The sequence below is a fragment of the Saccharopolyspora gregorii genome (genome assembly GCF_024734405.1).
Classification (GTDB): Bacteria; Actinomycetota; Actinomycetes; order Mycobacteriales; family Pseudonocardiaceae; genus Saccharopolyspora_C; species Saccharopolyspora_C gregorii.
The window spans coordinates 3143029-3157694 of the sequence record NZ_CP059556.1 but is presented as its reverse complement, the minus strand read 5'-3'; the positions used below and the strand labels follow the sequence as shown (position 1 = coordinate 3157694).

The 14666-nt window shown below is 74.3% G+C and carries 14 protein-coding genes; 4 read left to right on the top strand and 10 right to left on the bottom strand.

All coding sequences use genetic code 11. From position 1 onward, the window contains the following. Position 1: 1 nt before the first annotated feature. Genes H1226_RS13585 through H1226_RS13565 form a run of 5 tightly spaced genes read right to left on the bottom strand, consistent with a single transcriptional unit; the run spans position 2 to position 4735 of the window. On the bottom strand, positions 2 to 1093 hold the full coding sequence (locus H1226_RS13585; RefSeq protein WP_258349301.1) for a nucleoside 2-deoxyribosyltransferase domain-containing protein: 1092 nt from the start codon (positions 1091 to 1093) through the stop codon (positions 2 to 4). A 35-nt stretch (positions 1094 to 1128) separates the two neighbouring features. After that, entirely contained in the window at positions 1129 to 2022 is an 894-nt protein-coding gene (locus H1226_RS13580) for a macrolide 2'-phosphotransferase (RefSeq protein WP_258349300.1), read from the bottom strand. Then, complete coding sequence (locus tag H1226_RS13575; RefSeq protein ID WP_258349299.1) at positions 2019 to 2306, bottom strand: hypothetical protein; 288 nt, start codon at positions 2304 to 2306, stop codon at positions 2019 to 2021. Before H1226_RS13575 ends, H1226_RS13580 begins: the two co-directional genes overlap by 4 nt. A 59-nt stretch (positions 2307 to 2365) precedes the next feature. Then, positions 2366 to 3766 carry a KamA family radical SAM protein gene (locus H1226_RS13570; RefSeq protein WP_373690054.1) on the bottom strand — a complete coding sequence of 467 codons (1401 nt, stop codon included), beginning with the start codon at positions 3764 to 3766 and terminating at the stop codon, positions 2366 to 2368. A gap of 33 nt (positions 3767 to 3799) precedes the next feature. Beyond that, a complete protein-coding gene (locus H1226_RS13565; RefSeq protein ID WP_258349298.1) occupies positions 3800 to 4735 on the bottom strand; it encodes an NAD-dependent epimerase/dehydratase family protein in 936 nt (311 codons plus the stop codon). A gap of 492 nt (positions 4736 to 5227) precedes the next feature. Between H1226_RS13565 and H1226_RS13560 the strand changes: the two genes are divergently transcribed. Beyond that, a complete protein-coding gene (locus H1226_RS13560; RefSeq protein ID WP_258349297.1) occupies positions 5228 to 6274 on the top strand; it encodes a ParB/RepB/Spo0J family partition protein in 1047 nt (348 codons plus the stop codon). A gap of 374 nt (positions 6275 to 6648) precedes the next feature. Here the strand turns inward: H1226_RS13560 and H1226_RS13555 are convergent, their stop codons facing one another. Beyond that, positions 6649 to 7845 carry a coiled-coil domain-containing protein gene (locus H1226_RS13555; protein WP_258349296.1) on the bottom strand — a complete coding sequence of 399 codons (1197 nt, stop codon included), beginning with the start codon at positions 7843 to 7845 and terminating at the stop codon, positions 6649 to 6651. Between the two features lie 234 nt (positions 7846 to 8079). Between H1226_RS13555 and H1226_RS13550 the strand changes: the two genes are divergently transcribed. Next, the gene (locus tag H1226_RS13550) at positions 8080 to 9258 is read left to right on the top strand and encodes a tyrosine-type recombinase/integrase (RefSeq protein WP_258349295.1); all 1179 of its coding nucleotides are present in this window, start codon (positions 8080 to 8082) and stop codon (positions 9256 to 9258) included. On the opposite strand, the gene H1226_RS13545 is transcribed toward H1226_RS13550, so the two are convergent. From H1226_RS13545 to H1226_RS13535, 3 genes are all read right to left on the bottom strand, one after another. Next, entirely contained in the window at positions 9259 to 10017 is a 759-nt protein-coding gene (locus H1226_RS13545; protein ID WP_258349294.1) for a sulfite exporter TauE/SafE family protein, read from the bottom strand. A 311-nt stretch (positions 10018 to 10328) separates the two neighbouring features. Next, on the bottom strand, positions 10329 to 11180 hold the full coding sequence (locus H1226_RS13540) for a class I SAM-dependent methyltransferase (RefSeq protein ID WP_258349293.1): 852 nt from the start codon (positions 11178 to 11180) through the stop codon (positions 10329 to 10331). Between the two features lie 54 nt (positions 11181 to 11234). Next, positions 11235 to 11633, bottom strand: coding sequence for a VOC family protein (locus H1226_RS13535; RefSeq protein ID WP_224968212.1), 399 nt, complete (start codon positions 11631 to 11633; stop codon positions 11235 to 11237). A 90-nt stretch (positions 11634 to 11723) separates the two neighbouring features. Between H1226_RS13535 and H1226_RS13530 the strand changes: the two genes are divergently transcribed. Further along, positions 11724 to 12716: a helix-turn-helix transcriptional regulator gene (locus H1226_RS13530; RefSeq protein ID WP_258349292.1), complete on the top strand. Its 993-nt coding sequence runs from the start codon at positions 11724 to 11726 to the stop codon at positions 12714 to 12716. A 14-nt stretch (positions 12717 to 12730) separates the two neighbouring features. On the opposite strand, the gene H1226_RS13525 is transcribed toward H1226_RS13530, so the two are convergent. Beyond that, on the bottom strand, positions 12731 to 13897 hold the full coding sequence (locus H1226_RS13525; protein ID WP_258349291.1) for a glycosyltransferase: 1167 nt from the start codon (positions 13895 to 13897) through the stop codon (positions 12731 to 12733). A 400-nt stretch (positions 13898 to 14297) separates the two neighbouring features. Here H1226_RS13525 and H1226_RS13520 point away from each other — a divergent pair, with 400 nt between their 5' ends. Beyond that, positions 14298 to 14630, top strand: coding sequence for a hypothetical protein (locus tag H1226_RS13520; RefSeq protein WP_258349290.1), 333 nt, complete (start codon positions 14298 to 14300; stop codon positions 14628 to 14630). Positions 14631 to 14666 lie beyond the last annotated feature (36 nt).

Here is a 14666-nt window from a genome sequence, read left to right as displayed (position 1 = left end):
TTCAGCGGGCGGCTGGACCGCGCGGCCCCAGCAGGGCAGCGGCGAGGATGCCCCACGTCGCGAAGTCCGCGGCGCCCTCCCGCACGGTGCGGACCCGCAGGGCGCCGTCGCAGATCCCGTCCAGCTCCGCGTCGGTGAGCTCCACGGCGCAAGGTCGCAGCAGCGACGGCGAATGCTCCGGGTCGCCGTGCCCGGCCGGCACGATGCGCACCCGCTCGGCGGCCACGTCGAGCCCCGTCCACGTGCGGATCAGCGCCCGCACCCCCGCGACGCCGGACGGCTCCACGGCGGCGGGAACGACCGGCAGGCCGGACGAACCCGGCCGGCCCGACACCGGCCCGGACGCCGCGAACGCCAACCGGATCCGCTCGAACCGGTCGTCCCGGCCGTGCAGCAGCACCGGAACCCGATCGCCGTGCCCGGCGACCCGCCCGGAAACCTCGACCCCGCTCGCCGAACGCACCGTCGCCCACAGCGACCAGCCGCCGCGCCCGGAGCGCTCCACCCGCGCGTCCACCAGCACGTCACCGACGGCCCGCCGCGCCCCGTACCAGCGCTGGAACTCCCCGGTCCGCCACACCGGCAAGGGCACCGCGCGCTCCCCGCCACGGCGTCGCGCACCCGCGCCCAGCAGCTCCAGCGCGGCCGCGCACGTGGCGGGCACATCACCGGCCACCGGGACACCGAGTTCGGCGGCCTGGTGGCGCAGGTACTCCATCCGGTCCGCGTCCGCGGGCGCCCCGAGCACCGCCCGCCCCGAGTCGTGCCACGCACCCCACTTGATGTTCGACACCAACCCCGGCAACGCGGGCATGCGCCTGGGGACGAAGAACAGCACGACGTCGCTGCGCCGCATCATCGCGTTCTCCCACGCCACCTGGTCGGCGTAGGCCGGGTAGGCGCGCACCGGCTCCGGCACGAACACCACCAGCCTGCCCGCGCCACGCCACCGGGCGCGCAGTTCGCGCACCGCCGCGGGCCGCCACGACGGGATCGCCGAGTCGACCGGCGTCGGCCCGCACAGGTAGATCGCCGCCGACCAGGAGTCGGGCGCCGCCTCATCGACGTGCACGACGGTGACCGCACTGCCCACAGCTCCTCCTCGGGGACGCCGGAACCGGACCGAGCTCACGCGGGAGCCCGCAACCGCCGCGACGCGGTCGCCACCAGGTCGTCCCGGCCGGTGTCGAGGCCGCGCAGCCCGACCTTGACCCAGAGGAACGAGCACCGGGCCAGGACGTGCTCGCGCATCCCCGGCCACACCGACCCGCCGCGCGCCCGGTAGTGCGCCAGCATCGCGTCCAGCACCGCCGCACCGCCCGCGAAGCACATGTCCGCGAAGTCCGCCGACGGGTCGCCGATCTCGGCATCGGCCCAGTCCAGCATCCCGATCAGCTTCGCGTCCGAGCTCCGCACCAACGTGTGCCCCGGATGCACGTCGCCGTGCACCAGCACCGGGTGCGGCGGCCATCCGCGGTCCCGCCCCAGCCACCGGCGCCAGCGGCGCACGGCCTCGGCCCGGACCGGCAACGCGGTCTCGGCCCGGTCGAGGTCGGCGCTGAGCCGCTCGCGGACGCGATCGATCCCGCAGGTGGTGAGCCCGGCGACGTCGGTGATCTCGTGGACGGTGGCCAGCAACCCGCACAGCGGCGCCAGGTACTCCCGCCGCGCCGCGACCGGATCGATGCGCCACCGGTAGCGCAGCAGCACCGGATCCTCCGTGCCCGCGGGCACGCCGGGCAGCCGGCGGTAGGCGATCAGGTCGGGGTCGTGCACCACCCAGCGCGGAACGGCGACGTCCAGGTGATCGCGCACCCGCGCCAGCACTCGCGCCTCCACCCGTGCCAGGGCAGCCGCCTCGGGCCTCCGCGGATACCGCAAGATCCAGTCCGTGCCGTCCTCGCCGGCCACGTGCACCACCGAGAAGTCCCAGCCGCTGCAGTCGGCCCGCGCGGTCCCCGGGACCAGCGCGACACCGATCCGCGCGGCGGCGTCGGCCACCCGCGCCGCGGTCCCGGTCACGGCCGCGCTCCGGGTCCGGGGCAGCTCATGGCGTAGGCCACGCAGGTGGCCGCCGCCCTGGCCGCGCGCAACGCCTCGTGCAGCAGCTCGCGGTCGCGCCCGTCCAGCTCGGCGCGCCCCAGCGCCCGCGCCGCCCGGCACGCGCATTCCAGCAGGCACAGCAACGCTTCGTCGTGCGCCGCGGGACGGGCCGCCGGGGCGCGCAGCAACGAATCCAGCTCCGCCAGCCGCCGCAACTGCCCGTCGCGCGTCGAACCCCCGCGCTCCTCGTCTCCGCTGGACAACCGTTCCTCCTCAGACGCATGATCTCGGTGTCGCGGCGGCGCCGCCCGATGCGTTGCGCTCAGGCGTGCCCGGCGCTCCGCTCCTGCCACCACTGCCTGCCGGATTCGGGCAAGGTGTGGATCGGGTCGAAGAACTCGTGGCCGCGGCCCAGCGGCTGTTCACCGCGCCGCTCCGGATCGGTCAGGTAACCCTTGCGCCAGTGGCTGATGCCGCGTTCCCGGTCGTAGTGGCTGTGCTGGTGCACCCAGCGCTTCCCGACGAAGGGCACGTCGCAGACCACCCGCGGCGTCGCGAAACCGGGCAGGTAGCCCAGGATGTCGTGCTGGAGCCGCTGGGCCTCCCACAGCGCCAGCCGCCAGTGCTCGCTGAACGGGATCATGTCGCACTGGTAGAAGTAGTAGGGCATGACGCCCGCCCCGTCGAGCAGCGCGAAGCACAGGTCCAGCAGCGCCTCGCTGCTGTCGTTGACCCCGCGCAGCAACACGCCCTGGTTGCGCACGTCGCGCAGACCGGCCTCCAGCATCGCCCGGCACGCGCGGGCCGCCAGCGGGGTCACCTGCTGGGCCGCGTTGACGTGGGTGTGGATCGCGAGGGAGACACCGCGGTGCCGGGCTGTCGCCGCCAGCCTCGCCACCCCCGCCCGCACCTCGTCCTGCAACCAGTGCTGCGGCAACGTGACCAGCGACTTGCTGGCCAGCCGGATGTCGCGCACGTGGTCGATCTCCAGCAGGGCGGCGACGAACCGCTCCAGCCTCGGCCACGGCAGGTTGGCGACGTCGCCGCCGGAGACGACGACGTCGCGCACACCGGGGGTCCGGCGCAGGTAGCCCAGCATCGCGGCGAGCCGGTCGGCCGGTTTGGCGGTGAACCGCAGCTTCTCCACCTGAGGTGTGGACAGGCCGACGAGGTCCATCCGGGTGCAGTGACCGCAATACTGCGGGCAGGTCGGCACCACTTCGGCGAGCACCTTGGTGGGGTAGCGGTGCGTCAGCCCCTCGACGACCCACATCTCCAGCTCGTGCAGCGAATCGCGCTCGGCCCGCGGGTGCGACGGCCAGTCGGTGCGGCGGTCGGAGAACACCGGCACCATGTAGCGCCGCACCGGGTCGGCGTACCAGTCGTCGGTGCTGCCCCCGGCGATCGTGTTGATCATCTGCGGTGGCAGCAGCATCGACATCGTCGCCCGGTGCGCCTGATCGCGGGCGAGGTCCTCGTAGAACGCCTCGCCGAGCCGGTCGCCCATCAGCTCGCGCAGCTGCCGCACGCTCTTCACGCAGTGCGCGCGCTGCCAGCGGATCGACTCCCACTCCGCGCGCGTCACCTCGCGCCACGGGCGGAACCGCGTCCAGTCGCGTTCGACCAGCTCGCGGCGGCGGTACTGGTACGGCGCTGTCCCGGAGGACAGGTCCGGCCGGTGGGCTCCCACCTCGGACGGGGGCGGTTCGGTGTCGCTGAGCACGGAAGGCATCTCCTTGCGTCTGAGCGGAGCGAGTCAGTGCGTGCGCAGGTGCTCGACCGTTCGGCGGATCCCCTCGGCGAGGTCGACCTGCGGTTTCCAGTCGAGTTCGCGGGCGGCCGCCGTGCAGGCCAGCGCCGATCGGCGCAGATCGCCGGCCCGAGCCGGGGCGGCCCGCGGCCGGTCCGGTGCCCCCGCCGCGGCCGCGACGCGGGTGTGCAGCAGCCGGTCGGAGGTCTGCACCCCGGTACCGAGGTTGAAGCGGCCGCCGTTTCCCGCGTCACCCACGGCCAGCGCGAACGCGTCGGCGACGTCGCCGACGAAGACGTAGTCGCGGGTGTTGGACCCGTCGCCGAACACGGTCGTCGGCTCGCCGCGCAGCAGCGCGCGGGCGAACACGGCGACCGCACCGGATTCCCCGGAGTCGTCCTGCCGGGGCCCGTAGACGTTGGCCGGTGCGAGGTGCGTGCATTCCAGCCCGTGCAGCCGCCGATACGTGTCGAGGTAGATCTCGCAGGCCACCTTCGCCGCCGCGTACGGCGAACGCGGCCGCAGCGGCGCGGTCTCGGCGACGGGCAGCACCGCCGCGGCGCCGTAGATGGAACCTCCCGAGGACGCGAACACGATCTTGCGGCAGGCCGCGATCCGGGCGGCCTCGGCCACGTTGAGGGTGCCCAGCACGTTGAGCCGGGCATCGGTGAGCGGGTCCGCGACGCTGGCTCGCACGTCGACCTGCGCGGCCAGGTGCAGCACGACCTCGGGGCGGGTCTCGACGACGACCTCGCGCACTCGCGGCGTCGTGACGTCGACGCGCAGCAGCGCGCACCGGCCGGAGCCGAGCGCCTCGGCGAGGTTCTGGGCCCGGCCGCGCCGCAGGTCGTCGACGACGATCACGTCGTGGCCGTCGGCGAGCAGCCGGTCCACCACGGCGGATCCGATGAAGCCCGCCCCGCCGGTAACGAGACAGCGCACTGGCACATCCTTTCGGGAACCGCGCGCCGGGATTCTCCGGCGCCGGGCCGAATGGTGCGGAAAGGAGCGCTGTTCGTCCACGTTTTGCCGAAAAATTGCGAGGGTGGGTAATGTGGAAAAGTTTGACGCGCGCACGCCTCGTCACGGCTGTCCGAGAAATTGCTCGGTGCGATCCGGGGGTTCCTCGCGTCGAACGCCGAAACAACTCGGCAGTCCTGCCTCGAACCGAGGAGTCCAGGTGGTGGCACCGCGCTGTGCTGCGGCGTCGCCGATGCCAGGACGCTCTCCGGGCGGAACTCGGCCCGGCGTTCGCGGTTCGATTCGAATCGATCACTCGTCCGGAGGCGTGAGCGGGAATTGTGCGACTGCTAATCTCCGGATGGATCTCCCATTGTCGGCCGCCCGTCTGGAGTGGGTCGTGAATCGTGCCTGTCCTTCGGTGAGCCCGCGACCGCGCGGACCGTTCCGCCGTCTCGTTCCGGAGCCGGCCACATGACCGCCGGGCGCGCATTCCCCGACGACCCGGAGAACCGGTTGGCGTCCGCGGTGCACCGCGTCCCCATCCGGGACCTGCACCTGTCCGACTCGCCGCGGATCGACGGCGAGAACGCCGAGCACGTCCGCCTGCTCGCGGAGCTGGGCGCCGAGCTGCCGCCGATCACCGTGCAGCGCGGGTCGATGCGGGTGGTCGACGGCATGCACCGGTTGCGCGCCGCGATCGCCAACGGGGAGCAGCAGATCACCGTGCGGTTCTTCGACGGTGACGCGGCCGAGTCGTTCGTGCTCGCCGTCCGCTCCAACGTCACCCACGGCCTGCCGCTGTCGTTCGCCGAGCGCAAGATCGCCGCGGTGCGCATCCTGGCGACGAACCCCGACTGGTCGGATCGCGTCATCGCCGACATCGCCGGGATCTCGGCTCGCACGGTGGCCGCGATCCGCGGCCGCGCGCACGGGGGCGTGTTCGCCGCCGAGGTCCGGATCGGTCACGACGGTCGTCGCAGGCCTGCCGACGCCGCGCTGAACTGGCGGCGCATCGCGCAGTTCCTCGCCGAGAACCCGCATGCGTCGCTGCGGCAGGTCGCCGCGGCCTGCGGCGTCTCGGTCAGCACCGCGAAGAAGGTGCGGGACCGGTTGTCGGACCCCGGTGGCGCCGCGGCCGCCGGTACGGCGCGCTGCGCGGCCGAGGGACACGCGCTCGTGCGGGCCGCACGCCCCGAGCCGATCCCGGTGGCGCGGCGACCCCAGGCCGCGGAACCCTGCGCTCGCGACTGGCCGCGGGTGCTGCACGACCTCGGCAAGGACCCGTCGCTGCGCTTCTCCGAATCGGGCAGAGCGCTGATCCGGTTGCTGCACACCAACTTCGCCGGAGCGCTGCGTTCCGGGGGATGGGACAGGTTGATCGCCAACCTGCCGGGCCACCAGGTGGAGGTGATCAGCGCTGCGGCCGAGGACTGCGCCGAGCTGTGGCGGGAGTTCGCCGACCAGCTCAAGCGGCGGCACGCGGCGGTGCCGAACACCCCGGCCGCGGGTGACGGCTGACCGCGGCAGGGACGTGCCCGGGCCGGACGGCGCGCGTCGGGCGGGCTAGCCGGGTGCGCACCTGGTTCCGCGTCGGTGGCCGGGCTGTTCGCGGGTCTCGACGGCGGCGATCGGGGGTGCCCTCGACCGGCCCGGCGCGGTCCGCGAGGCCCGGCCCGGCCGGTCCGGGCAGCACCGGTCCGCGCTGATCAACGTCGTGGGTGCGGCTCCTTCGCCACCCGTCGGGCGTCCGGACCGGCGCGAGAGTGATCGTTTCCGCACCCTTGGACACCGTCGACTTCCAGCACCGTGACGAAATGATCGGGTGATCTCCCCTCCGCGATATCGGCGCGGACCCGGTCGCCGAGGCCGATCGCGGGTGGTCGCCGCCGTGCTCAGCCGGTGGTCGTCCCGGAGCTCTCGCCTACCGGGTCCTCGCCGTCCGGTCCGAGCAGGGCGCGCACCCGTGCGGGCAGCTCGTCGCCGGGTTCGGTGGTGAGGGCCTGGCGCAGGGCCGTGCGGAATTCCTCGTGTTCGCGGCGGGCGGTGGCCGCGGCCGCCTGCTGCTCGGCGTGGGCGGTGCGTTCGGCGGCGAGTTCCGCGTGCAGCGGGGCGAGGCCGGCGGCGTAGGAGCGGGTCGCTTCGGTGAGCCGGTCGGTGAGTTCGGCGGCGCGGGCGTCGGCGGCCTCGCGGGTGGCGGTGATCCGCTCGGTCAACGCGGCCTCCTGGTCGTGCAGCCGCTGCCGCCAGTGCTGGTCGAGTTCGTCGCGCAGCCGCTGCCGTTCCTCGTCGGCTTCGTGACGGAGGCGTTCCTGCTCGTCGAGCGCGGCGGCGCGTTCGGTGGCGCGGGCGTCGTTGAGCTCGGTGATGTGCTGCTGGGCGGCGGCGGCTTGGGTGAGGGCGGCCTGCCGGTCGGCGTGGGCTTGAGCGCTGTCGCGGCGCGCGGCGTCCCGGTCGGCGTGGGCGGCGTCGCGGTCCTGCACGGCCTGATCGCGTTCGGCCTCGGCGGTCTCCTGCGCGGCGCGGGCGGTCGCCGCCTGCTCGTGGGCTTCGGCGGCCTCGGCGCGGGCGCGGTCCCGGTCGTGCTCGGCGGCGCGGGACTTCTCCAGCGCGTCGTCCCGATCGGCTTCGGCGGTGGCGCGGGCGGTGAGCGCGGTGGCGAGCTGTTCGGTGGCGTGCTGCCGCAGCGCGGCGACCTCGGTGCGCACCGGGTCGAGCACCCCGGTGAGCCCGGCGAGCCGTTCGTCGAGGGCGTGCACGTCGAGGTGGGTCATCGGCTGATCGGGGCCGTAGACGCGGGTCCAGATCTCGCGGTGCTCGTCGAGCATGGCGCAGCTGATCGTCTTGGCGCCCCACTGCCCGTACCGGTCGGGGTCGGGGGCGCAGTAGGGGGTGGGGCGTCCGCCGCGCGGGGGCAGCGGCGGCAGCGGTTCGCCGCAGTAGGCGCAGGCGGCGTCCTCTCCGGCGGCCAGGGCCCGCAGCGTGGTCTCCCGTCGTTCGTCCCGGCTGCCGCGGCGGGCCGGGGGTGTGCGGGTGGCGGCCTGCTCGGGGGCGCCGTGGATCTCCGCCTCTTCGCTCACGTTGACCTGCACTCTTCCTCCAGCTGGTTTAGGTTTTGAAACCTTATCATTCGGTTCGGGTTTCGATACTTTAACTGCCCTGCCCACGAAGTCTCGGTGGGTTCATATGGATAACCAGGATTATGGATATACTCTGATCTTGCGGCGCCGCGAAACCGGAACGACCGCGCACTACGGCAAAACGGACACGACCCGCGGTGGAATCGGCCCCCGAAAGATGAGGGGCCCGCGAGGCAGAGGAGACGCATGACCGAGGTCGCCACCCGCCAGGAGCGGACCGGCACGCCGGGCCCGGAGCGGTTCGCGGAGTTCCTGCGCGTCTACGCCTCGTTGAACACCCGCCTCGCCTACGCCACCGATCTCGGCATCCCGCTGGACTGGGTCCCCGGCTACACCGCCCCCGAGCCGGGACGTCGCCGCGGGCGGGCTCGGCGCGGCGAACCGACGGGGCTGGAATGGCTGCACTGGTGCGTGCGCGAGGGCTTCGGCTCGTTCGCGGAGGTGCGGGTGCAGCACGTGGAGCGGTGGCTGGAGGAACTCGCCCGGGCCGGGTACCGGGACGCGACCCGGGCGCGGATGCTCTCGGCGGTCTCGGCGTTCTACCAGAAGTACCTGCTGCGGGAAGGCCTCGCCGAGCACAACCCGGCCGCGCTGGTGGACCGCTCCGCCCAGCACCTCAACCGGTCCGGTTCGAGCCCGTCGCAGACGGCGATGTGGTCGTTCGAGGCGTGCCGGGCGCTGCTGCTGGCCGCGCACCTGCTGGCCGACCGGCACCGCAACGGGCCGCGGGACCGGGCGATGGTGGAGGTGCTGATCGGTACCGGGGTGCGCGCGGAGGAGCTGGTCGGGGTGAACCTGGACGACTACCACCGCCCGGCCGCGGGTGGTCCTGCCGCGCTGCGGGTGCACGGCAAGGGCGCGAAAGACCGGCGGGTGGCGTTGGCGGCGCCGGTGGCGGATGCGGTGGCGGACTACCTGCGGGTGCGGGCCGCGCCGCAGGTTCCGGCGTTGCGCGGGCAGCCGGGCTTGCGCGAGCCGGAGCCGATGTTCGTGACCTCGACGGGCCGGCGGGTGCACGTCTCGCACGTGCAGGCGGTGCTGCGGCGGTTGTGCGCGACGTTCGCCCCCGCTCCGGATGCGGCGCCGCCCCGGTCCCGGCGAGTGCGGGAGGTGCTCGACGGTGAGCAGGCTTCGCTGGTCGCGGCCCACCTCGGCCCGTTGCGGGAGACGATCCACCCGCATTCGGCGCGGCACTCCTACGCCACGCACGCCATCACCCGCGGCGCCGAACCTCGCCAGGTGCAGCACGACCTGGGGCATGCGGCGCTGTCGACCACCGAGGGCTACCTGCACGATGCCGAGGACCTGGCCAACTCGGCGGCGCACGAGTTGGCCCCGGCGCTGCACCGGGGCTGGCTGCGGTGATCAGCCGTGCAGCGCGAGGTAGGGCGCGAGCGCGAGCAGGGTGACGATCAGCGCGTACTTGAGGGTGCGGGTGGGCAGCGAGCGGGCGATCTTCCAGCCGAGCAGCACGCCGATCAGTTCCGGCACACCCACGATCGCGGCCAGCGGCCAGTCGATGGCGCCGTGGGCGAGGTAGCCGATGGTGCCGACGCCGGCGATGACGATCGATTGGGCTTGGGCGGCGGCGAGCGCTTCGAGCACCGGCACGCGCAGCGCGATCAGCAGCGGGACGGTGAGCATCGGCCCGCCGATGCCGACGATGCCCGAGGCGACGGCCACGGCCAGCCCGAGCAGCACCACTCCCACCACCGGCGGGTGCGCCCGGTCCTGGGTGGGCGTGCGCTGTTCGCGGAACCACACCAGCCCGGCCACCGCGGTGACCAGCACGGCGAGCACGATCCCGAAGGTGCGTGCGGACACGAGGGTGTTGAGCTGCACGCCGATCGGGGTGCCGAGCACGGCGGTGCCGGCGAGGATCAGCGCGGTGCGCCGGGTCTCGGGTTCGCGCAGCTGGCCGGAGCGGGTGTAGGCGGCGGTGCCGAGTGCGCCGGTGGCGATGTGGGTGACGATGGCGGTCCCGGCGACCGCGGCCGGGGGCAGTCCGGTGAGGGCGAACAGGCCGATGGTGGGCAGCACGCCGCCGGGTCCGAGGGCGGTGATGCCGATGCCGCCGACGAGGCCGAACAGCGCCAGGGCGAGCAGGGTGGCGGGGTCCGTCACCGCGCGGCCACCGGTCGATCGTGGTTCAGCGCCACGGCAGCCTCCTCAGCGTCCTGCGGTTCCCGGGCTGTGCGGGTGCTCAAGTTACCGGGCAGGGATCACGTCGAAGTCGCGCCGGGTCCGATCCGCGACGATCTTCGCGGATGCCTGGACATGATTCAGTTGAGTCACGGTGACGAAATCATGGGCTGGTCAGGCGAGCCGGGGAACAGGCGGGCCGCGTTGCCGCCGCTCGATGGCGGCCGGTTCCTCGCCGGGCGAGCCGAACCCGGTGTTGCGGGCGCCGTTGCCTCCGGGCGCGGCGGGTCCGCTCAGCGGCGGGCGCGCAGGAGGCGGCTCGCGCGCAGCGCCTCGGGCGGCGCGCCGTCGAATTCCGCCGGCCCGTCGAGGTAACCGGCGACGAGTTCGGTGGCGGAGTGGTCCTCGACCTCGGTGAACCCGAGCCCGTGCAGCTGCGCGGCGATGTCCTCGGGGGTGAACAGGCTGTGCCAGGGTTCGCCGAGGGCGGCGACCCGTTCGGCGCGCCGCCGCAGCCGCGCCCGTTCCGCGTCGGTGCCGGCGGGTCGCAGGTAGTCGAAGACGACCTCGACGGGCCGGGCCTGGCCGGCGATGTAGGCGAGGGTGTCGTGCGCGGCTTCCGGGCTCAGGTAGAACACGACGCCGAGCCACACGAACACGGCCGGTGCGGCCCGGTCGAATCCAGCGGCGGCCAGTTCGGTGGCCAGCGCATCGGTTTCGAAGTCGACCGGCACGAAGGTCATCGTCTCGGGCCGCCGGATCCCGGCCGCGGCGAGGCGCTCGCGCTTCCACGCCTGGGTGGCCGGGTGGTCGACTTCGAACACGCGCAGCCCGGGGTGCGGGTTGCGGTGGGCGAAGGTGTCCAGGCCCGCGCCGAGGACCACGACCTGCCGCACCCCGGCTGCGGCGGCCGCGGCCACGCGGTCCTCGGCGAAGCGGGCCCGGGCGGCGAAGAACAACCGGCGCGCCCGGCTGTCGATGCGGTCCTCGGCGGGCTCGCCGGACGCGGCCAGCTCGTCGTCGGTGACGCCGAGCAGGGGCCCGGCGAGCGGGTCGACGAGGATCAGCGGCCGGTCGGCGACCTGGTGGTAGGCGCGGGCGCGGGCGGTCGCGAGCGCGGTCCGGCTGGGTTCCTCGGCGTCCATGCCCCGAACCTACTCAGCGACCAGCGCCCGGCCCGGGTGAATCCGGCCACCTGATCAGCGGGCGAACTTCGCGATGGCCTCCGGGGTGACGGGGGTGAAGAAGTTGACGAGGTTGCCGTCGGGGTCGCGCAACAGCAGCGCCCGGTTCCCCCAGGGCATCGTGGTGGGTTCGGTGACGAACTCGGGCACGACGCCGGTGAGGTTCCGGTGCACCGCGTCCACGTCGGCGACCAGGAATTCGATGATGACGCTGCGGTTCTCGCCGGGCTGCGCCGAGCCGGGAGCGAACAGCGGGACGGTGCGGGTGCCGGCGATCGCGAGGGTCGCCGCGGGGGCGTTGATCTCGGCGAAATCCGCGGTGGCCCAGGTGGCCGCGATGCCGGTGGCGCGCTCGTAGAAGTCGGCGAGGCGGGCGACGTCGGCGGTGATGATGCGGATCGAGGCGAAGTCCACGGGTGCTCCTGTTCGTTCGGTGCTTGTCAGCCGCACGCTACGAGCGATACCGGGCGGAACCCGCCCGGTATCGGAGGGAGAATCTCGGGCGTGCCCCGACCCACCGCTCGCGTGCTGGCCCTGCTGGAACTGCTGCAGTCGGGCGGCACCCGCCCCGTCGCCGAGCTCGCGGACCGGTTGGGGGTGGACGAGCGCACGGTGCGCCGCTACGTCGATCACCTGCTGGACCTGGAGGTGCCGGTGGAGTCGGTGCGCGGCCGCTACGGCGGCTACCGGCTCGCCACCGGGCACCGGCTGCCGCCGCTGATGCTCACCGACGAGGAGGCGCTGGCGGTGTTGCTCGGACTGGTCGCCGGGCGCCGGGCCGGGTTGGCCACGGCCACGGGCGCCTCCGGGGAGACGGCGGCGGCGAAGATCCGGCGGGTGCTGCCGCAGCGGCTGCGGGGCAGGCTCGATGCGGTGCTCGGCTCCCTCGCCTTCACCAGCGCGGCCGCGGATCCCCCGGTGCCGGAGGCGGCGGTGCTGCTGGCGATCGCCGATGCGGTGCGCCACCACCGGCCGGTGTCGATCCGCTACACCGCCGCCGACGGCAGGCGCAGCGACCGCACCCTGCACCCGTACGGGCTCGTCGCGCACTCGGGCCGCTGGTACGTGACCGGTGTTGATCCTGGGGTCGGCGCGGACCGCAACTTCCGGCTGGACCGCATCTCGGCGGCGACGCCGCTGACCGGCTCGTTCGACCCGCCGGGCGAGGTGGACGCGGCGCAGCGGGTGCTGACCGGGCTGGCCACCGCCCCGCACCGGCACGAGGTGGTGCTGCTGGTGCAGGGCGAGGCCGGGCGGGTCCGCGGCGGGCTGCCCGCGGGGCTCGCGGTCGTCTCGGAGGCCGTGGACGAGCCGGGGTGGTGCCGGGTGGAGTTGCGGGCGGAGCGGCTCGACTGGGTGCCGGGCGTGCTCGCCGCCTTGGACCTGCCCTTCGTCATCGAGCGTCCCGCCGAGCTGCGCGAGCACGTCGCGGCGTTCGCCGATCGCCTTGCGCGTTCGGCGCGCAGACGCCCTCCCGGAGCGGGTGGCGATCGGTAGGGGGCGTCGGCCGCTCAGCCCGGCCGGGCGAGGTCTCGGGCTGCGATGCGGGCGCCGTCGGTTGTGATCCGGCTTGCGAGGTGCCGGGCGCGTTCTGCACCGGTGAGCGCGGTGCGCAGCGCGGCGGCGAGTGAGTCCGCGGTGGGCGTGCCGGGGTGTGCGGCGCCGATGCCGAGCTCGGTGACGCGCCGGGCCCAGTAGTGCTGGTCGTAGACCTCCGGCAGCAGGACCTGCGGGATTCCGGCGCGGGCGGCCGCGGTGCTGGTGCCCGCGCCCCCGTGGTGCACGGCGGCGGCGACGTGCGGGAACAGGACCTGGTGGTCGAGGTCGTCGACGACCAGGTGGTCCCCGGCCGGCGGGTCGAGCCCGGCCCAGCCGCGGGAGATGATCGCGCGACGCCCGACTCGCCGGGCCGCCTCGACCGCGGCCTGGGCGAGATCGTCCGCGGCGGCAGGCCTGCTGCCGAGTCCGAAGTGGACCGGGGGATCACCGTTGTCGAGGAAGTCGACGACTTCGGGCGGCAGCGGGCGGTGTTCGGGCAGCAGCCACGCCCCGGTCCGGTGCACCTCGTCACCGGGCCACGGGCCGAGGACCGGGTCGGCGGCCAGCCACGGCCGATCCCCGAACACGTGGGCGCGCACGCCGCCGATCGGTGGGAGTCCGGCGGCGGCGCGGTGGGTGCGCAGCGGTTCGCCCCAGGTGGTGTCCCACCGGCGCTCGTCGGCGGCCCACAGCTGCGCGTTGCCGCCCGCGGGATGCTGCGGCCAGCCCGGCCACGGGGCGGGCGGGTGGCGCGGGGACGGCAGCGTCGCCGGGCAGTAGTGCACGTGGACGTAGCGGGTCCCGGCGAGTTCGGCGGCCGAGCGCACGCCGATCGCCAACGACCCGGCGCCCACCAGCACGTCCGCTCCGGCCGCGGCCGCGGGCAGCACGGCGAACTGGGCGGCGACGGTGTCCTCGGCGGCGCGGCGGCGACCGGCATCGGTGGTCAGGTCCCAGTCGGAGCCGCGCATCGGCGGCCCGAGCGCGAGCGCCGGCACTCCGAGGCGCTCGGTGTGGCCGCGGAAGTCCGGTGGCACGGCGACCTGCGCGCGGTGCCCGTGGTCGAGCAGGGCGCGCGCCAGCGCCAGCAGCGGCTGCACCTCGCCGCGCGTTCCCATGGTGGCCAGCAGTGCCCGCATCCGAACCCCCGGTCGTGTCGTGTGCGCAGGCTAGCTGCGGGGCAGCGGCCGGGCGGGCCGGCTGTCGATGCCGGTGCCGTTGTGCTCCTCGGCCGCGCAGTGGGCGGCGCACTCGGCGTCGGTCTTGCGGCCGGCGGGGCCGTGGCCACGAAGAACACCGGCCGCTCGGCGATGGGGGCTCGCGATCGCTGGTCGAAGCGCGCGTAGCTGGTTCCCGTCCATCGAGTGTCACCGGCGGATCAACCGGCTCCCGGTTCGCGCACCGGAGCAGGTGCTCACCTGCGGGGGCAGCGGAGCAGTTCGCCGGGGTCGTCGGGGAGGCGTCGAGCCGGACGGCCCCGGTGCCGGGTCGGTGGCATCCCCGATGTTCCGGGCTGTCCGATGTCCGAGGGTGGTGGGCATGGGAGAAGCGGGTGTGCACGAGGTGCAGGTCCACGGGTGTACCTCGACGCGGGAGGCCTTGGCGTGGCAGGAGCCGATCGCGCTGCTGCTGTGCCCGGAACCGGAGCACCGGGGGCCGTGCGAGGTGCCGTGGACGTGCACCGTGCGCGACACCGGCACCGGAGTGTGCCTGGTCGTCGCGATCATCGCCTCGGCCGAGGTCGCCGAGCGGCTCGCCGAGCGGGTCCGGGGGCTGACCGGGCGGGAGGTCGTGCTGCGGCGGGGTGCTGCGGCGGAGCACGAGGTGCTGGTCGAGCAGTACCGCGTCGAACGCGGGGACCTGCCGGGCTGAGGCGCAGCGCCGGTCCCCGGCGGGGACGAGCCGCTG